Below are 17,865 nucleotides of genomic sequence, written 5' to 3' on the forward strand. Positions count from 1 at the left end.
CAAGGGGGGCCCCATGGCCATTGACATCGACACCGCGCGCAAGGTGGCAAAGCTGGCGCGCATCCGGGTTGAGGAGGCGGACCTGCCGAAGCTGGCGGGGCAGCTTTCCGGCATCCTGGGCTTCATGGAGCAGCTGAACGAGGTGGACGTGACCGGGGTCGAGCCCATGGTCAGCGTAACGCCGATGCGGCTGAAGCGGCGACCGGACGTGGTGACGGACGGCAACATCCAGGCGCAGATCCTGGCCAATGCGCCGGACGCGCGCGAGGGGTTCTTTGCCGTGCCGAAGGTGGTGGAATGAGCGCGAACAGCTGGACTATCGCGGCGGCGCGGGATGCGCTGCGCAAGGGCGAGATCAGTGCGGTTGATCTGACCATGGCCTGCCTGACGGCGATCGATGCGGGCGACGCGCTGAACGCCTTCGTGCACAAGACCCCCGAGATCGCGCTGGAGCAGGCGCGGGCGGCGGATGCGCGGCTCAGGGCGGGCGATGCGCCCTCGATGTGCGGGGTGCCGCTGGGGATCAAGGATCTGTTCTGCACGAAGGGCGTCCTCAGCCAGGCGGCGTCGAACATCCTGCGGGGGTTCAAGCCCGAATACGAATCGACCGTGACCGCGAAACTGTTCGAGGCGGGCGCGGTGATGCTGGGCAAGCTGAACATGGACGAATTCGCCATGGGGTCCAGCAACGAGACCAGCTGCTATGGCAATGCGGTGAACCCTTGGAAGGTCGATGACCGGCTTCTGACGCCTGGGGGATCGTCTGGCGGCTCGGCCGCAGCGGTGGCGGCGGACCTGTGCCTGGGCGCCACGGGGACGGACACGGGCGGGTCGATCCGGCAGCCGGCGGCCTTCACCGGGATCGTCGGGATCAAGCCGACCTATGGCCGGGTCAGCCGCTGGGGGATCGTGGCCTTTGCCTCGTCGCTGGATCAGGCCGGGCCGATGACGAAATCGGTGCGCGATGCGGCGATCATGTTGCAGGCCATGGCCGGGCACGACCCGAAGGATTCGACCAGCGCCGACCTTCCGGTGCCCGACTTCGAGGCGGCCCTGACCGGGGACATCCGGGGCAAGGTCATCGGCATTCCCAAGGAATACCGGATGGACGGGATGCCGGCGGAGATCGAGGCGCTCTGGCAGCGCGGCATCGAGATGATGCGGGACGCTGGCGCCAAGGTGCGCGACATCAGCCTGCCGCATACGAAATACGCCCTGCCCGCCTATTACGTGATCGCCCCGGCCGAGGCTTCGTCGAACCTCGCCCGCTATGACGGGGTGCGCTATGGTCATCGGGCAAAGCTGGCCGCAGGTGACGGAATCGTCGAGATGTACGAGAAGACCCGGGCCGAGGGCTTCGGGCCGGAAGTGCAGCGCCGGGTGATGGTGGGCACCTATGTGCTGTCGGCGGGGTTCTACGACGCCTATTACAACCGCGCGCGCAAGGTGCGGGCGCTGATCAAGCGCGATTTCGAGACGGTCTTTGCCGCGGGCGTCGATGCGATCCTGACCCCGGCCACGCCAAGCGCGGCCTTCGGCCTGGGCGAGATGGCGGACGCCGATCCGGTCAAGATGTATCTGAACGACGTCTTCACCGTGACGGTGAACCTGGCCGGTCTACCGGGGATCTCGGTTCCCGTGGGGCTGGACGGGCAGGGGCTGCCGCTGGGGCTGCAGCTGATCGGGCGGCCCTGGGACGAGGCGGGTCTGCTGAATTACGCACATGTGTTGGAAACGCGGGCCGGCTTTGTGGCCAAGCCGGAAAAATGGTGGTAATGGGCGCCGAAACCACCCTGTCGAGGCAGTAAATGAGCCGTCTTCATCCTGCTCCCGTCGCTGGCGCAAGCGCCCTTGCGTTGCTCCTGGCTGCCTGCACCCCGGCGACAACCGATACTTCGGGCTCCGGTGTCGGATTCCAGGATTACAACAGCTACATCCGCGGGGCCGCTCCGGCCGCGACTGCGCCGGCACCGGCCGCAGTCACGCCGCCGATGGGCGGGTTTGATCCCACTGCCGCTGCTGCGGCAATCGACCGGGCCGAAGGGCGCGCACCTGTCGCGGCCACTCCGGCCCCGTTGCCGCCGTTGCCTGACAGTTCCAGCCGCCCGCGCGGCGGGGCGCCGGCGGGCATTCGAGAGGAATCCGGTGAGGTCGCGGCCATCGTCGGCAATACCGGGATTTCGGACGAACAGGATTTCAACGCGGTTGCCGCGCGCGAGACGATCGAAAGCGATGCCGAACGCATTGCGCGTAACCGTGCGGAATATGTCGTCGTACAGCCGAAGGATCTGCCGCAGCGGCCGGGCGATACCGGACCGAACATCGTGGAATTCGCGCTGGCCACCACCCATGCGCCGGGCGTTCAGATGTATCGTCGCAGCGGCATGGGCCTGCGCGACACGAATGCCGCCTGCGCGAAATACGCCTCGCCTGATCAGGCGCAACAGGATTTCCTTGCGCGCGGCGGGCCGGAACGCGACCGGCTGAACCTCGACCCCGATGGAGACGGTTTCGCCTGCTCGTGGGATCCGCGTCCCTTCCGCAACGCACTGCGGTGAGCCTGACCCACCCATCGCCCAACTTCGGCGAGCGGCGGGGCGGAGCGCGGGTGGAGCTTGTGGTGCTGCACTACACCGCGATGCCGACCTGCGTCGAGGCCCTGGAGCGGCTTTGCGACCCGGTGTCCGAGGTGTCGGCACACTACCTGATCGACCGCGACGGCACCGTGCTGCATCTGGTCGACGAAGGGGCACGCGCCTGGCATGCCGGCGCAGGTGCCTGGGGCGGGGCTGGGGACGTGAACTCGCGTTCGATCGGGATCGAACTGGTCAATTCCGGATCGGAACCCTTTGCCGAGCCGCAGATGACTGCACTCGAACATCTGCTTTCGGACATTCTGCGACGTCATGGCCTGCCGCCTCGGGCAGTCATCGGCCACAGCGACATGGCGCCCGAGCGAAAGGGTGACCCCGGTCCCCGCTTTGACTGGCGGCGGCTGGCGCGACAGGGGCTGTCGGTGTGGCCCGAACCCTGCCCGCCGGGCGGCACACCACCCCCTCCCTCCCCGACAAGGGTGGAGGAACAGGCTTTGCAGGAAATGGCGTGCTTCGTGGCCGATCTCGGGGCCTTCGGCTACCCGGATGCCGCGCCGGACGCCCTGCTTGCCGCCTTTCGCCTGCGGTTCCGGCCCTGGGCGCAAGGCCCGCTGGATGCGACTGACCTTGCGCTGGCCGCAGGGCTGCGCCGCCTCGCGGTTGACGAACGGCAGGATGACGCATAACTCGGGCCTTGCGCGGAGGGCCGGATGACCGCGGGCGGCAATGCCCGAGGAAAGTCCGGACTCCCGTTGGCAAGGGTGCCGGGTAACGCCCGGCGGGGGCAACCCCAGGGAAAGCGCCACAGAGAACAGACTTCCGCGCATGCGCGGTAAAGGTGAAACGGTGGGGCAAGAGCCCACCGCGGGACGGGCAACCGGACCGGCACGGCAAGCCCCACCCGGAGCAATGCCAAATAGGGGCCTCGCGCGGGTCCGGTCCGAAGCCGCAAGGCAGGGGATACCGCCGCAGGGAAGCCAACGCCCGAGAGGCCCGGGTTGGCAGCTTGACCGCCGTGGCGACACGGCAGGCAGAGGAATGGTCATCCCGGGGCGCCAGCCCCGGACAGAATCCGGCTTACAGGCTCTCCGCGCGCATCTTACGGCCTTCCTCGGCAGAACCGTCACAAATATGTGCGATTGACATGCATCAATGCGGTCGAATGTTCGTTCGCGTCGGCTGGCGGCACCGGTGGACATTCCCGCCGTGCTTCTTTCAGGAGGAAGACATGTTGAGGACTGTAGCGATCATCACGGCGCTTGGACTGGCCGTATCGTCTCCGGCATTGGCGCAGGGGCAACCCGGATGGGGCTGGTGGGGCGCACCCGGCTGGGGTGCCGGGCCAGGCGCCGGCATGGGGCCTGGCTACGGGATGGGACCTGGAGCTGGGGCGGGGCCGGGCTATGGGATGGGTCCGGGCTACGGGATGGGACCTGGAGCCGGGGCGGGGCCAGGCTACGGTATGGGCCCGGGCTCCGGGATGGGGCCGGGCATGATGCTGGGCGCCATCGATGCTGACCAGAACGGCATGATCACGGCCGAGGAAGCCGCGGCCCATGCCGAATCAATGTTCGCCACGATGGACGTGAACGGTGACGGGGTACTGGTCGCCGACGAGATGGGCGCGGGCCGTATGGGCATGATGAACCCCTGGGGTACGCCGCAGCTGATGCAGGAGCGCCGGGCCGCACGCTTTGCCGCAAAGGATGCCAATGGCGACGGACAGGTAACGATGGGCGAATTCCTTGCCGCCGAGAAGGCGCAGTATGAGGCCGCCGATACCGATGGCGACGGCAAGGTGACACCTTGGGAACTGCGCGCCGCCATGTGGCAATAAGCGCGCCAATAGCGGTTGACTCTGCCACGGCCTTGGCTAAAAGGCGGGCTTCAAGGATTTCACCGGGGGATACGGATTCCCCGATGCAGGAGTAGCGACCATGGCGAAGCCCGCCACCATCAAGATCCGCCTGAACTCGACCGCGGGCACCGGCCACTTCTACGTGACCAAGAAGAACGCCCGCACCATGACCGAGAAGATGGTCATCAAGAAGTATGACCCCGTGAAGCGGGAGCATGTCGAATACAAGGAAGGCAAGATCAAGTAAGATCGCGCCGATCTTCAGTTCAGGGGCCGTGCCTTCCGGGTGCGGCCCTTTGCATTTTCGGTGCCGCCAGGGCCGTGCCGGCGCGGCGTCTGACCTATGTCATTGACCAGAGCTCCGTTGTCGCCCCTTCTGGCCTTGGAAAGAGAGAGAGGCGCAATGGAACGCAATCACCGGGAAGAGCATTACGTCGCGCGCGTGGGCTGGCTGCGTGCCGCCGTGCTGGGGGCAAATGACGGGATCGTCTCGACCGCTTCGCTGATCGTGGGGGTCGCGGCGGCCTCGGGCCGGGCCGAGGTGTTGGTCGCGGGGGCTGCCGGCCTTGCTGCCGGGGCGCTGTCGATGGCGGCGGGGGAATATGTTTCAGTTTCCTCGCAGTCCGATACCGAAGCCGCCGACATTGCACGCGAACAGGCCGAGATTGCCGCCGACCCCGAAGAGGAACTGCGCGCGCTGGCGGGCATCTACGAGGCACGCGGGGTTCCACGCGAACTGGCCCGCCAGGTGGCCGAGGCCCTGCATGCCAAGGATCCTCTCGCCGCCCATGTCCGGGACGAGCTGGGCATCTTCGAACATACCGAGGCGCGTCCCCTGGTGGCTGCAGGGGCCTCGGCGGCGACCTTTGCGGTGGGGGCGGCGCTGCCTCTGGCCACCGCCGCACTGGCGCCCGAAGCGCAGATCGCGCTCTGGGTTAGCGGTTTGTCGTTAGTCTTCCTTGCTGTTCTTGGGGCGGTCGGGGCCCGTGCGGGGGGCGCAAATGTTCCGCGTGCGGTGGTGCGGGTCACCTTCTGGGGGGCGGTCGCCATGGCCGTGACCTGGGCCGTGGGGCATTTCTTCGGCGCTGTCGTCTGAACCAAGGGGTCGGCGGGCGCGGTCCGATCATGGATTTCCCCTTTTCTTTTCGGCACGCCGCCCCATGTCGTGGGCATGACCCCGACAATCTCGCTCCGTCGTGCCTCGCCGGCTGATCTTGCCGCAGTGGATGCATTGCTGGCCCGCAGCTACCCGCGCCTTCTCGCGGCAGACTATCCGCCCTCGATCCTGGTGCTGGCAGTGCCGCGGATCGCCCGGGCGCGGCCCGAGCTGCTGGCCTCCGGCACCTATTTCCTGGCCGAGGATGTCCGTGGCCGCGTGCTTGCAGCGGGCGGCTGGACACGGGGAAATCTTGCGGGTGCCGAAGGCAGTGGCGACAGCGGCAATGTTCGTCACGTGGCCACGGACCCGGACATGACACGCCGGGGGATTGGTCGGGCGTTGATGGCGCAGGTAATGCGTGATGCGTGCGGCGCAGGGGTGGAGTGGCTGGACTGCCTGTCCACCCGGACAGCGGTGCCCTTCTACCTGGCGCTCGGTTTCAGGCCCCTGCATCCGGTGGACGTGCCGCTGGCACCGGGCATCATCTTCCCGGCTGTAAGGATGCTGGCCGATCTGCGGCAGGCCAATAGCTGAGGTCCGCAAAAGGAAAGGGCCGGTCCGAAGACCGGCCCACGATCGGCTTATCCGTTCGCCCTATTCCCGGTTGCCCAGGAACTGCAGCAGGAACATGAACAGGTTGATGAAGTCCAGATACAGGTTCAGCGCGCCCATGATCGCAGCCTTGCCCAGCCATTCCTGATCCATCGCCATCGCATGCTGGATGTAGGTGTTCTTGATGTTCTGGGTGTCATAAGCGGTCAGGCCGGCAAAGATCAGCACACCGATGACCGAGATCGCGAAGGCCAGAGCCGACGAGGCGAGAAAGATGTTCACGATCATCGCGACCAGAAGGCCGATCAGACCCATCATCAGGAAGGTGCCGAAGCCAGACAGGTCGCGCTTGGTGACATAGCCATAAAGCGACAGGCCCGCGAAGGCGATGGCGGTGATCAGGAAGGTCTGGGCGATCGAGACGCCGGTAAAGACCTTGAAGATCCAGGCAAGCGACAGACCCATCACGGCAGCGAAGCTGTAGAAGAACAGCTGTGCCGCAGCCGCCGAAAGGCGGTTGATCAGTGCGCCGAAGGCAAACACCATGACCAGCGGGGCAAACATGATCACCCAGCCCAGGATGTTCGGGCGCAGTGTGATCGGGTCGCGGAAGATCGACAGCAGGGCATCCGACGTGCCGACGGACCATGCCACGCCGGCAGTCACCAGCATCGCCACGGACATCAGCCCGTAGACCTTGTTCATGTGGGCGCGAAGCCCCTCGTCGATCTGCGCGCGGGCACCGACGCCTACGCTGCGGATCGTTTCAAACTGAGCCATTTCAGCCTCCGATGTTGTCCCTAAGGGCAACGCCGGGGGGTCCGGCGTACCACGTGCGTCGAATATCGGTATCGCCAACATGCATTTCAAGCTTTTCCGGTCCGAAAGCTGCTGAAAACTGTCAACCTTTCACAGCTTCCAGTGCAGTGGCACGTCCCAGGCTCGGCGGCGCGCCTCGGCCTCGGCCTGGTCCCGCGTCAGGCCGATGTCGCGCAGAAGGTGATCGTCCAGGCGGGACAGTGCCTGCCGCGAACGGGCCAGGGTCAGAACTTGAGCCAGCCACTGCAGAAACGGGCGGCGTGAATGTGCGGAAAGGGCGGGACGTATCAGGGCGGCAAGGCGCATGGCGGAACCTTTCATGTTAGCCTGTGATGGTGGGCGTCTGCCCCATCAGCGTTCTTGAACAATGCCCGAAGCTGATGCATGATGGAAACGAATGATCGTGAAGCCATTCATCAGGGTTTGTGATATGCCGCGGAATCTCGACCTTGCCGCCCTCCGGTCCTTCGTCACCGTCGCCGATGTGGGCGGGGTGACGCGGGCGGCGGGCTATCTGAACCTTACGCAATCTGCCGTCTCGATGCAGATCAAGCGGCTGGAAGAGTCGTTGGGGATGCAGTTGTTCCTGCGGGCGGCGCGCAAGCTGGCCCTGTCGCCCGAAGGTGAACAGCTGCTGTCCTACGGGCGCCGGATTCTGGCGTTGAACGACGAGGCGCTGTCGCGGTTCAACGCCACGGCCTGCTGCGGCACGATCCGGCTGGGGGTGCCGCATGACGTGGTCTATCCGGCGATCCCCGGTATCCTCAAGCGGATGGCGCAGACCTATCCGCGGGTGCAGGTGAACCTGGTCTCGTCCTTCACCTTGGCGATGAAGCAGGAATTCGCTCGCGGCGGCTTCGACGTCATCGTCACCACCGAGGACACGCCGGACCCCGGGGCCGAGGTCCTGGGGGCCCGGCCACTGGTCTGGATCGGCGCGCCCGAGGGCACGGCCTGGCAACGCCGCCCGTTGCGGCTGGGGTTCAAGGATGGCTGCATGTTCCGTCCCGTTGCACAGACGGCGCTGGATGCGGCTGGAATCCCGTGGGAACTGGCCACCGGCGGCGAAAGCGAACAGGCGGTCGAGGCGACTGTGGCGGCAGACCTGGCGATTTCGGCACGCATGGCCGGGAACATTCCCGAGGGAACCGCCGTCATCGACGCCGAAAACCAGCTGCCGCCCTTGGGTCAGATGAAGCTGGCGCTATACCGCTCGCCTGCGGCCACGGGTGAAGCGGTGGACATGCTGATGGCCGAACTGCGCTGCGCCTACTGCTGTTGAACGCGGATCACCACCTTGCCCGTTGCGCGGCGGGTGCGCAGCAGCTCCAACCCCTCGGGCAGCGCCTCGAAGGGCAGAACCTGGCTGACATGCGGGCGCAGCGTCCCCTCGGCCCGCCAGCGCAAGAGTTCGGCCATGCTATCGGCCACGACCTGTGGCGCGTGATCCTGGTAGCCGCCATACCAGAAGCCGATCACGGCCAGATTTCTGACCAGCAGCAGGTTGGCGGGCACCTGCGGCACCTCGCCCGAGGCAAAACCGATCGCCAGCAGCCGACCGTCTGGCCTGCAGGCACGCAGCGCGGCATCGAAGGCAGGGCCGCCTACCGTGTCATAGACCACATCGACCCCGCCTTCCCCACGCAGCCCGTCTTTCAGGCCCTCTGCCTCGCTGTCGATCAGCACATCGGCACCCGCCGCCGCCGCTACCGCCAGCCGTTCTGCCCCACGGGCCGAGGCGATCACCCGGGCACCCAGCCGCTTGCCGATCTCGACCGCCGTCAGGCCCACGCCGCCCGCAGCCCCGGTAACGAACAACGTCTCGCCGGGCCGTAGCCCCGCCTTCCGGGTCAGAGCCAAGTGTGACGTGCCGTAGGCGATGGGAAACCCGGCCGCCTCTTCATCGCCCACGCAATCGGGCAGTGGGATCAGGCGGTCGGCCGACGCGCAGATGCAGTCGGCCAGCGCGCCACCGGTACAGGTGCCCATCACGCGCGTGCCGGGTGCGGGGCCTTCCGCGCCGGGCCCAAGGGCCGTGACGATGCCGGAAAATTCCATGCCCGGAACGAAGGGCAGGGCAGGGCGCACCTGATAACGTCCCTGCGCCATCAGAAGATCGGCAAAGTTCAGGCCCGCGGCCATCACGCGCACGAGGGCCTGGCCTTTCCCTGGAACCAGAGGTTGTATCTCCGCAAGCGCAGGGGCTTCGCCGAGGGCCGCAACTTGCCAGGCGCGCATGATCTTCTCCGCAAGAATCTGTCGCAACTGGCTCGACTGGCTACATTGTTTTTTGACTGAAGCACAGTCTTCGGGATTCGGGATGACTGTATCCTTGCAAAATGCGACGATAATGGTGGCGATTTGCGATTTGCAATGCAAAACGATATTCACGCTATGGGCGAGTGACAGATTGCCGCGGCTCGCCATGAGTGTTGCACCAAACAACCGTGCCGTGTCTTATACATGCGTATAACTGCCACTATCCAAATGGACAGGTTTTTGCCGCCGATCAACTTTTTCTGCACGCAAGGCTGAAACGGGCAAGATTGGCACGGAATTTGCTTGATGAGAGGCAGGGGAACGGACACCGTATCTGGAGTGAAGAATGAAGCATCCCGTAGACGCCCACGTCGGCAAGCGCATCCGTCATCGCCGCTGGATGGTGGGCATGACCCAGCAGCAACTGGCCGACAAGGTTGGAATCAAGTTCCAGCAAATTCAGAAATACGAAACCGGCATGAACCGGGTCAGTGCATCTCGGCTCTGGGATATCGCTGATGCGCTGGGGGTGTCGATCTCGTTCTTCTTCGAGGGCCTGGCCGAGGGTCAGGTGCCCGCTGCCGCGCAAAGCGACATGATGGCCGACAAGGAGGCGCTGGAACTGGTGCGCTCCTACTACGCGATCCCGGAGGCGCAGCGCCGCCGCCTGTTCGATCTGGCGCGCGTCCTGTCCGACGCGGCCTGAGTCACGCTTGACCTTGCCCCGGCGGTCGATTAGCGCCCGCCGGGCAGGCGCCTTGCCTGCATGGGCAGGAGGGTGCGATGAACATCTCGCAGACACTGGCAGACGAGCTGGTCGCCACCGCGCATGAACTGGCCGATGTGGCGCGCCAGGCGACGCTGTCGCATTTTCGCAGCCGTGACCTTGCCGCCGACACCAAGGAAACCGAACGGTTCGATCCGGTCACTGCGGCCGACCGCCTGTCCGAGGAACGGATGCGCGCGGTCCTTGCCCGCCGGCGCCCGCAGGACGGCATCCTGGGCGAGGAATTTGGTCCGGTTGCCGGAAGCTCGGGTCTGACCTGGGTGCTGGACCCGATCGACGGGACGCGCGGCTACCTTTCGGGAACGCCGACCTGGGGCGTCCTGATCTCGGTCCGCGACGAGACCGGGCCGATCTACGGCATCATCGACCAGCCCTACATCCGCGAACGCTTCGAGGGTGGGCTTGGCCGGGCCCGTGTCGTGGGACCGCTGGGAGAGGCGCCCCTTGCCACCCGCGCGCCCCGGCCGCTGTCGCAGGCGATCCTGTTCTCTACCTTCCCTGAGGTCGGCACCCCGGCCGAGGAAGCCGCCTTCCGCCGCGTGGCGCCCAAGGCGAGGCTGGTGCGATATGGCACCGATTGCTACGCCTATGCGCTGGTCGCGGCGGGCCAGATCGACCTGGTGATCGAGGCGGGTTTGCAGGCCTATGACGTGCAGGCACCGATCGCAGTGATCACGGCGGCGGGCGGCGTGGTGACCGACTGGCAAGGCCGACCGGCGCATGAGGGCGGTCAGATCCTTGCCGCCGCCAATCCCGCGATCCATGCCGAGGCGCTGGCGCTGCTGAACGGCTGATCTCCCCCGTGGACCCCTGTCACCGCTTGCGCTATCAGGCGCGCGGAACACGAGGGAGTCTGTGATGTCCGGCCATGGCGATGCGCAACCGATGAAATCCCGCAGGTCCGGGCCATTGCGGGGTGTGGCCGAAGTGCCGGGTGACAAGTCGATCAGCCACCGCAGCCTGATCTTCGGCGCGATGGCCGTGGGCGAAACCCGGATCACGGGTCTGCTGGAAGGCCAGGACGTTCTGGATACCGCCAAGGCTATGCGCGCCTTCGGTGCCACGGTGACGCGGCGCGGGCAGGGCGAATGGACGGTAAACGGCGTCGGCGTTGGCGGCTTCCGCGAGCCCGATGACGTGATCGACTGCGGCAATTCGGGAACCTGCGTCCGTCTCATCATGGGCACGATGGCGACGACGCCGATCACCGCGACCTTCACTGGCGATGCCAGCTTGCGCAAGCGGCCGATGGGGAGGGTGACAGACCCGCTCAGCCTCTTCGGCGCCCGTGCCTACGGGCGGCAGGGCGGGCGGCTGCCGATGACAATCGTCGGCGCAGCCAACCCGGTGCCGGTGCGCTATGCCCTGCCTGTGGCCTCTGCCCAGGTCAAGTCGGCGGTGCTGCTGGCCGGCCTGAACGCGCCGGGCGAAACCGTGGTGATCGAGAAGGAGCCGACCCGCGACCATTCCGAACGGATGCTGGTCGGCTTCGGCGCCGACCTGCAGGTGGAAAAGACCGAAGAGGGCCATGTCATCACCCTGAAGGGCCAGCCGGAGCTGCGCCCGCAAGCCGTGGCCGTGCCGCGCGACCCTTCCAGCGCGGCCTTCCCGGTCTGCGCCGCGCTGATCGTCGAGGGCTCGGACATCCTGGTGCCCGGCGTTTCCCAGAACCTGACACGCAACGGGCTTTACCTGACCCTGGTCGAGATGGGGGCCGACATCGAGTTCCGAAACCCCCGCGAAGAGGGCGGCGAGCCTGTGGCCGACCTGCGCGTGCGCTTCTCGGGCGACATGAAGGGGATCGATGTGCCCCCTGAACGCGCGCCCAGCATGATCGACGAATACCCGATCCTGTCGGTCGTGGCAGCCTTCTCGACCGGCAGGACGGTGATGCGCGGGGTCAAGGAACTGCGGGTCAAGGAAAGTGACCGGATCGACGCGATGGCCCGGGGCCTCGAAGCCTGCGGTGTGCGCGTGGAAGAGGATGAGGATACCCTGATCGTCCACGGGATGGGCGCGGGCGGCGTGCCCGGCGGGGCTACGGTAAAGACCCATATCGATCACCGGATCGCGATGAGCTTCCTGGTCTGCGGCCTGGCGGCAAAGGCTCCGGTTGCGGTGGATGACGGCTCGCCGATCCAGACATCTTTCCCGATCTTCGAAAGCCTGATGCGCGGTCTTGGCGCCGAGATCGAGCGGGGCTGACGCCTGGTAGTCCATCGGCGGGGCCGCGCGGCGGCTCAGCGCCTGGGCTGCCCAGCCCAGCAGGATCGCCTCGCGGAATTCATCCTGCTTGCGCAGCCAGGCCGCTGCACCCGGTAGGCTGCGGCTTCACGCTCGGCCTCGCAGGCCACATCGGCCTGCCGGCCGGCGCCATGCTGGCCGAGTTGGACCAGTTCGGGTTGCAGACCGCTGCGCCCCGGTGCACCGTCGGTATCAAGGTCGGACGCCAGCAGAGTCACGGCCCTCTCCTGCGTGCAGGCACCAACCTGCGACCGGGAATTGCGGGGCAGGTCAGGGGGATGGCGTATCACGTCTCCTGTAACGCTAAGGCCGGCAGGCCCGCCAATCCGTCGCAGGGCCGGCCGTGGCCGTTGTCGGGGCGGCCAGAGCAAGACACGGCACAGGCGACGAAGTGCGAACATCCATTCGGGAATGATGACTGTCACGGAATGCTTTCAAGGCGAAGAACCGGGTATCTGCACAAGAATTCGCCTGCCGCCCCCCTAAGGCGCGCTGCAAAAGGCCCTTTTCGGCTAGCTTTTTTCCCAATACTCCCGCCAGAGGCATCCGGCACCGAACAGAAGCGCAAGGATGGGGAGAATGATCTTCACGGTGGCAATCGACGGTCCTGCCGCGGCGGGGAAGGGCACCATCAGCCGCGCGGTCGCGAAACGCTTCGGGTTTCGGCATCTGGATACCGGGTTGCTTTATCGTGCGGTGGGCGCGATGGGCGGCGATCCGGTCAAGGCGGCCCGCAACCTGCGGCCCGAAGATCTGGCCCGCGACGACCTGCGAACGCTTGAGGCGGGGCAGGCCGCCAGCCGGGTCGCTGCCATCCCCGAGGTGCGCGCTGCACTGGTCGATTTCCAGCGACGCTTTGCGCGGTCCGAAGGCGGCGCGGTGCTTGACGGGCGCGACATCGGCACGGTGATCTGTCCCGAGGCCGAGGTGAAACTCTATGTCACCGCCAGCCCGGAGGTCCGTGCCCACCGCCGCTGGCTGGAGGTGGGTGGCGACGAGGCCCGTGTGCTGGCCGAGGTCCGCGAACGCGACGCGCGCGACATGGGGCGTGCCGATGCGCCGCTGAAACCTGCCCCCGATGCTGTTCTGATCGATACAAGCGATCTCAGCATCGACGAAGCCGTGGCGAAGGCCTGCGCCCTGGTGGCGGAAAGGCTCGGCCGGGTGTGACCGTCTTGCGGCGGGCGCCAGAAATCCGCCGGGCGATCATCGCAAGTGGCCAAGCCGGCAGGGCAAGCATGGCCACCGAGCCCAGGCCAGGAGGCAGAAGACTGGCGCTGCCGCCGGTCAGCAGGGTCTGAGCCGTCAGAACTGCCGGAAGCGGAAGGAACAGAAGCCCGGTGTCGCGCAGGGGGCGGCGTGCCCTGAACCGTCCCAGCCCGCCCGCCGCCAGGATCGACTGACCACAGGCCGTCCAGAATGCGTGCACATCCCACAACTTCCGCGGACGGGATCCATCCGGCCCAGGGCCACAAGGCAAGGCCAAGTGTAAGCGCAAGACCTGAACTGCGCATGTCGTCAGCATGACGGTCAAAAGCGGCGGAAATGCGGTTGGTTCAGGCCTGCAAAGCCGGACAAGGCAGCCGTTATGCGACGGATACCCGCCTTGCTTGCAGGGCAAGCCGGGTTCGGGCAGTCTGATGCGGTATCAGGACATGCAGGGCAGGAGTGTCGCGGTTTGGCGCTGGAAGGGTTCAAGGCAGTCATCGCGGGCGCTCTGCATGACCGGGCCACGGCCGCCGGTGTGGCTGTCCTTGCCATGTTTCTGTTCCTGACCGCCTGGATCCTTGGTGTCCTGGCGGCCGTGCTTTACCTTTCGACGCATCTTGGCACGATCGGGGCGCTTCTGGCGCTGGCAGCGGGTTTGGTCGTGCTCGGAGTTCTCGTCCTCTGGATAACTGCGGCGCGCAACCGCCGTTCGGCCGAATTGCGCGCGACTACCCGAGCGCTCTGGGCGGCGACGGCGGTCAACGCGGCCAGCGCGATCCTGCGGGGCGAGCCGCATCCGCCACAGGTCGAAACGGCCCATGCGACCGGGGGAACCGGCCACCGTTCGGCCTTCCTGATTGCAGGGGGGCTTGCGCTGATCCTGTTGGCGCTGCTGGTGCCCGGGCACGGCGGCAAGGGGACGGGCGCGCCCGGCGCCGGCCCGGATGATGCTGCATGACACCGAAGATTGCCGGCAGTGCGCAGGCTTTCCCTTGCCCCGGCGGCGCTTTGCCACTATAGCCCGCCCATCCTGAAAAGGACTCGACCGTCCCCGGCTGGCCGGGCGGTCACGTTTTTGTATTCAGGGCCAAGACCGGCGGAGCCAACCGCCTGGCCAGTGAAACACACGAAAAGGAAACTGATCTACATGTGCGCTAAAGCATCCATGGACGAATTCGAAGCCCTTTTGAAGGAAAGCTTCGAGATCGACACCCCCGAAGAGGGCACTGTCGTCAAGGGCAAGGTCATCGCCATCGAGGCGGGCCAGGCCATCATCGATGTCGGCTACAAGATGGAAGGCCGCATCGACCTGAAGGAATTCGCAAACCCCGGCGAGGCCCCGAACGTCAACGTGGGCGACACCGTCGAGGTCTATCTGGAGCGGGTCGAGAACGCCCGCGGCGAAGCCCAGATCAGCCGTGAAAAGGCCCGCCGCGAAGAGGCGTGGGACCGTCTGGAGAAGGCCTATGCCGCCGAACAGCGCGTCGAGGGCGCGATCTTCGGCCGCGTCAAGGGTGGCTTCACCGTCGATCTGGGTGGTGCAGTGGCCTTCCTGCCCGGCAGCCAGGTGGACGTGCGCCCCGTGCGCGATGCCGGCCCGCTGATGGGCATGAAGCAGCCGTTCCAGATCCTGAAGATGGACCGCCGCCGCGGCAACATCGTCGTGTCGCGTCGCGCGATCCTGGAAGAATCCCGCGCAGAACAGCGCGCCGAAGTCATCGGCAACCTGACCGAAGGCCAGGTCGTGGATGGCGTGGTCAAGAACATCACCGAATACGGTGCCTTCGTTGATCTGGGCGGCGTGGACGGCCTGCTGCACGTCACCGACATGGCGTGGCGCCGTGTCAACCATCCGTCGGAGATCCTGTCGATCGGCGAGACCGTGAAAGTTCAGGTCATCAAGATCAACAAGGAAACCCACCGCATCAGCCTGGGGATGAAGCAGCTTCAGTCCGACCCGTGGGATTCGGTCGAGAAGATCTATCCCATCGGATCGGTCCACCGGGGCCGCGTGACCAACATCACCGACTACGGCGCCTTTGTGGAACTGGAAGCCGGCGTCGAAGGTCTGGTCCACGTCTCGGAAATGTCCTGGACCAAGAAGAACGTGCATCCGGGCAAGATCGTCTCGACCTCGCAAGAGGTTGACGTGATGGTTCTGGAAATCGACAGCGCCAAGCGCCGCGTCAGCCTGGGCCTGAAGCAGACCCAGCGCAACCCGTGGGAAGTCTTTGCCGAAAACCACCCGATCGGCTCGACCATCGAGGGCGAGGTCAAGAACATCACCGAATTCGGCCTGTTCATCGGGCTGGAGAACGACATCGACGGGATGGTGCACCTGTCCGACCTCAGCTGGGACCAGCGCGGCGAGGAAGCGATCCAGAACTACCGCAAGGGCGACGTGGTCAAGGCGGTCGTCACCGAGGTGGACGTCGAGAAGGAGCGCATCTCGCTTTCGATCAAGGCGCTGGGCGACGACACCTTCTCGGAGGCCGTTGACGGCGTGAAGCGCGGCGCGGTGATCACCGTGACCGTGACCGCGATCGAGGATGGCGGGATCGAGGTGGAATATAACGGCGCCAAGTCGTTCATCCGCCGTTCGGACCTGGCCCGCGACCGCGCCGACCAGCGGCCCGAGCGCTTCCAGGTGGGCGACAAGGTGGATGTCCGCGTGACCAACATCGACCCCAAGACCCGCAAGCTGGGCCTGTCGATCAAGGCGCGCGAGATCGCCGAAGAGAAGGAAGCCGTCGAACAGTATGGCTCGTCCGATTCGGGCGCATCGCTTGGCGACATCCTGGGTGCCGCGCTGAAGGACCGCGGCTGAGCCTGCGCCAGACCTGCGATTGAACCGGAAGGCCCCGCTACACGCGGGGCCTTTTGCATTCGTGGTCCAAGTCCCGGATTTCATTTGTCAGCGGCCGAATCCTGCCGCTATAGTCCGCCAAAGGACAACATCGTGGCGGTGTCCCTGCCAGGGCACGAACCACAGGGGGGACATACGGATGATCCGTTCCGAACTGATCCAGAAGATCGCGGATGAAAACCCGCATCTGACCCAGCGCCATGTCGAGCGGATCGTGAATACGGTCTTCGAAGAGATCATCGAGGCGCTTTCCCGTGGCGACCGGGTCGAACTGCGCGGGTTCGGGGCCTTCTCGGTAAAGTCGCGGGATGCGCGCGTCGGCCGCAACCCCCGCACCGGCGAGGCGGTGCAGGTCGAGAACAAGAAGGTGCCGTTCTTCAAGACAGGCAAGCTTCTGCGCGATCGGCTGAACGGGAAGTAGTCGCCGTTCGCCTTGCGCGCGGACCGGTTCGGTCCGATACTTGGTCGGAACCTTGGGGTATCGACCAGATGATCCGCTATATTCGCCTTGCCTTCCTTGGCCTGCTTGGCCTGTGCCTTCTGACCCTGGCGCTGGCAAATCGCGCGCCGATCGAGGTGCGGCTGCTGCCTGACGATCTGGCCGCGCTGACCGGCCTGACCTGGAGCATGAACCTGCCCCTGTTCCTGGTGATCTTTGCCAGCATCATCGCAGGTGTCCTGATCGGTTTCGTCTGGGAATGGTTCCGCGAACACGGGCATCGGGCGACGGCGGCGCAGAAGGCGCGCGAGGTGGCCCGGCTGGAACGGGAACTGGCGGTGCTGCGGGATTCCCGTTCGGTTCCGCCACAGGATGACGTTCTGGCGCTTCTGGACCGGCGTTGATGCAACGGGTCCGCGTCAAGATCTGCGGGTTGCGCAGCGTGGCCGATGTCGCGGCCGTCGCGGCGGCAGGGGCGGCCTATGCCGGCTTCGTGTTCTTTCCCAAAAGCCCCCGGCACCTGACTCTGGAGGTTGCGCGCAGCCTTGCGCTTTCGGCGCCCGAAGGCCTGTGCAAGGTCGCGCTGACCGTCGATGCCGACGATCCGACACTGGACATGATCGTGGAGGCCGTGCCGCTGGACATGCTGCAGCTTCATGGCCACGAGACGCCGGAGCGGGTGGCTGCGGTCAAGGCACGTTACGGCCTGCCGGTAATGAAGGCGATTGGCGTCGCTGATGAGGGCGATCTGGCCTGTCTGATGGAGATGAGCCTTGCCGCCGACCAGCTGTTGATCGACGCGAAGCCACCGAGAGCGGCAGACCTGCCGGGTGGAAATGGCCTTGCCTTCGACTGGCGGCTTCTGGTCGGGCGCAAGTGGCTGAAACCCTGGATGCTTGCCGGCGGCTTGACGCCCGAGAATGTGGCGCAGGCCATCCGGTTGACGGGGGCGCGGCAGGTCGATGTCAGTTCGGGTGTCGAAAGCGTGCCGGGGGTGAAGGATCCGGCAAAGATCGCAGCCTTCGTCCAGGCCGCACAGGGCGTCAAGGACGACGTCCCGATCCTGCGCTAGCGATTTC

Annotated in this window: 21 protein-coding genes and 1 other RNA gene; 19 read left to right on the forward strand and 3 right to left on the reverse strand. The window is 66.0% G+C overall.

The features are described from left to right. Positions 1-13 precede the first annotated feature (13 nt). The 9 genes from gatC (at position 14) to EYB42_RS05810 (ending at position 6,145) form a co-directional block, all read left to right on the forward strand. Entirely contained in the window at positions 14-301 is a 288-nt protein-coding gene (gatC, locus tag EYB42_RS05770; protein WP_135448913.1) for an Asp-tRNA(Asn)/Glu-tRNA(Gln) amidotransferase subunit GatC, read from the forward strand. After that, positions 298-1,776 carry an Asp-tRNA(Asn)/Glu-tRNA(Gln) amidotransferase subunit GatA gene (gatA, locus tag EYB42_RS05775; protein WP_135448914.1) on the forward strand — a complete coding sequence of 493 codons (1,479 nt, stop codon included), beginning with the start codon at positions 298-300 and terminating at the stop codon, positions 1,774-1,776. The genes gatC and gatA overlap by 4 nt, the downstream gene beginning before the upstream one ends. Positions 1,777-1,808: 32 nt before the next feature. Continuing rightward, positions 1,809-2,558 (forward strand): hypothetical protein, encoded by a 750-nt coding sequence (locus EYB42_RS05780; RefSeq protein ID WP_135448915.1) that lies wholly within the window; start codon positions 1,809-1,811, stop codon positions 2,556-2,558. After that, positions 2,555-3,280: an N-acetylmuramoyl-L-alanine amidase gene (locus EYB42_RS05785; protein ID WP_135448916.1), complete on the forward strand. Its 726-nt coding sequence runs from the start codon at positions 2,555-2,557 to the stop codon at positions 3,278-3,280. The genes EYB42_RS05780 and EYB42_RS05785 overlap by 4 nt, the downstream gene beginning before the upstream one ends. A gap of 12 nt (positions 3,281-3,292) precedes the next feature. Beyond that, positions 3,293-3,690, forward strand: an RNA gene (rnpB, locus tag EYB42_RS05790) — RNase P RNA component class A. Positions 3,691-3,822: 132 nt separating this feature from the next. Beyond that, positions 3,823-4,431, forward strand: a complete 609-nt coding sequence (locus EYB42_RS17460; RefSeq protein WP_205909959.1) for an EF-hand domain-containing protein — start codon at positions 3,823-3,825, stop codon at positions 4,429-4,431. A gap of 100 nt (positions 4,432-4,531) precedes the next feature. Continuing rightward, entirely contained in the window at positions 4,532-4,699 is a 168-nt protein-coding gene (gene rpmG / locus EYB42_RS05800) for a 50S ribosomal protein L33 (protein WP_135448918.1), read from the forward strand. A 156-nt stretch (positions 4,700-4,855) separates the two neighbouring features. Further along, positions 4,856-5,548 carry a VIT1/CCC1 transporter family protein gene (locus EYB42_RS05805; RefSeq protein WP_135448919.1) on the forward strand — a complete coding sequence of 231 codons (693 nt, stop codon included), beginning with the start codon at positions 4,856-4,858 and terminating at the stop codon, positions 5,546-5,548. A gap of 75 nt (positions 5,549-5,623) precedes the next feature. Next, positions 5,624-6,145: a GNAT family N-acetyltransferase gene (locus EYB42_RS05810; RefSeq protein WP_135448920.1), complete on the forward strand. Its 522-nt coding sequence runs from the start codon at positions 5,624-5,626 to the stop codon at positions 6,143-6,145. 60 nt (positions 6,146-6,205) lie between these two features. On the opposite strand, the gene EYB42_RS05815 is transcribed toward EYB42_RS05810, so the two are convergent. Together EYB42_RS05815 and EYB42_RS05820 are read right to left on the reverse strand one after the other, a co-directional pair. Next, complete coding sequence (locus EYB42_RS05815; protein WP_135448921.1) at positions 6,206-6,943, reverse strand: Bax inhibitor-1/YccA family protein; 738 nt, start codon at positions 6,941-6,943, stop codon at positions 6,206-6,208. A gap of 129 nt (positions 6,944-7,072) precedes the next feature. Further along, positions 7,073-7,303: a DUF1127 domain-containing protein gene (locus tag EYB42_RS05820; protein WP_135448922.1), complete on the reverse strand. Its 231-nt coding sequence runs from the start codon at positions 7,301-7,303 to the stop codon at positions 7,073-7,075. A 109-nt stretch (positions 7,304-7,412) separates the two neighbouring features. On the opposite strand from EYB42_RS05820, the gene EYB42_RS05825 reads away from it, so the two are divergent. Continuing rightward, positions 7,413-8,264, forward strand: coding sequence for a LysR family transcriptional regulator (locus EYB42_RS05825; protein WP_135448923.1), 852 nt, complete (start codon positions 7,413-7,415; stop codon positions 8,262-8,264). Here EYB42_RS05825 and EYB42_RS05830 read toward each other — a convergent pair. Beyond that, a complete protein-coding gene (locus EYB42_RS05830; RefSeq protein ID WP_135448924.1) occupies positions 8,252-9,220 on the reverse strand; it encodes an NADPH:quinone oxidoreductase family protein in 969 nt (322 codons plus the stop codon). The genes EYB42_RS05825 and EYB42_RS05830 overlap by 13 nt on opposite strands. Positions 9,221-9,587: 367 nt before the next feature. Between EYB42_RS05830 and EYB42_RS05835 the strand changes: the two genes are divergently transcribed. From EYB42_RS05835 to EYB42_RS05875, 9 genes are all read left to right on the forward strand, one after another. Further along, a complete protein-coding gene (locus EYB42_RS05835; protein ID WP_135448925.1) occupies positions 9,588-9,947 on the forward strand; it encodes a helix-turn-helix domain-containing protein in 360 nt (119 codons plus the stop codon). A gap of 77 nt (positions 9,948-10,024) precedes the next feature. Further along, complete coding sequence (gene hisN, locus EYB42_RS05840) at positions 10,025-10,822, forward strand: histidinol-phosphatase (RefSeq protein ID WP_135448926.1); 798 nt, start codon at positions 10,025-10,027, stop codon at positions 10,820-10,822. 64 nt (positions 10,823-10,886) lie between these two features. Further along, positions 10,887-12,233, forward strand: a complete 1,347-nt coding sequence (gene aroA, locus EYB42_RS05845) for a 3-phosphoshikimate 1-carboxyvinyltransferase (RefSeq protein ID WP_135448927.1) — start codon at positions 10,887-10,889, stop codon at positions 12,231-12,233. Positions 12,234-12,851: 618 nt separating this feature from the next. Then, on the forward strand, positions 12,852-13,442 hold the full coding sequence (locus EYB42_RS05850) for a (d)CMP kinase (protein ID WP_135448928.1): 591 nt from the start codon (positions 12,852-12,854) through the stop codon (positions 13,440-13,442). A 508-nt stretch (positions 13,443-13,950) separates the two neighbouring features. Continuing rightward, positions 13,951-14,439, forward strand: a complete 489-nt coding sequence (locus tag EYB42_RS05855) for a hypothetical protein (RefSeq protein WP_135448929.1) — start codon at positions 13,951-13,953, stop codon at positions 14,437-14,439. Positions 14,440-14,628: 189 nt separating this feature from the next. Further along, a complete protein-coding gene (gene rpsA, locus EYB42_RS05860; protein ID WP_135448930.1) occupies positions 14,629-16,308 on the forward strand; it encodes a 30S ribosomal protein S1 in 1,680 nt (559 codons plus the stop codon). A 178-nt stretch (positions 16,309-16,486) separates the two neighbouring features. Further along, on the forward strand, positions 16,487-16,768 hold the full coding sequence (ihfB, locus tag EYB42_RS05865; RefSeq protein WP_135448931.1) for an integration host factor subunit beta: 282 nt from the start codon (positions 16,487-16,489) through the stop codon (positions 16,766-16,768). 68 nt (positions 16,769-16,836) lie between these two features. After that, positions 16,837-17,190 carry a LapA family protein gene (locus tag EYB42_RS05870; protein WP_135448932.1) on the forward strand — a complete coding sequence of 118 codons (354 nt, stop codon included), beginning with the start codon at positions 16,837-16,839 and terminating at the stop codon, positions 17,188-17,190. After that, positions 17,190-17,858 carry a phosphoribosylanthranilate isomerase gene (locus tag EYB42_RS05875; protein WP_135448933.1) on the forward strand — a complete coding sequence of 223 codons (669 nt, stop codon included), beginning with the start codon at positions 17,190-17,192 and terminating at the stop codon, positions 17,856-17,858. The genes EYB42_RS05870 and EYB42_RS05875 overlap by 1 nt, the downstream gene beginning before the upstream one ends. Positions 17,859-17,865: the final 7 nt, after the last annotated feature.

The sequence above is a fragment of the Tabrizicola caldifontis genome (assembly GCF_004762095.1).
GTDB classification, from domain to species: domain Bacteria; phylum Pseudomonadota; class Alphaproteobacteria; order Rhodobacterales; family Rhodobacteraceae; genus Tabrizicola; species Tabrizicola caldifontis.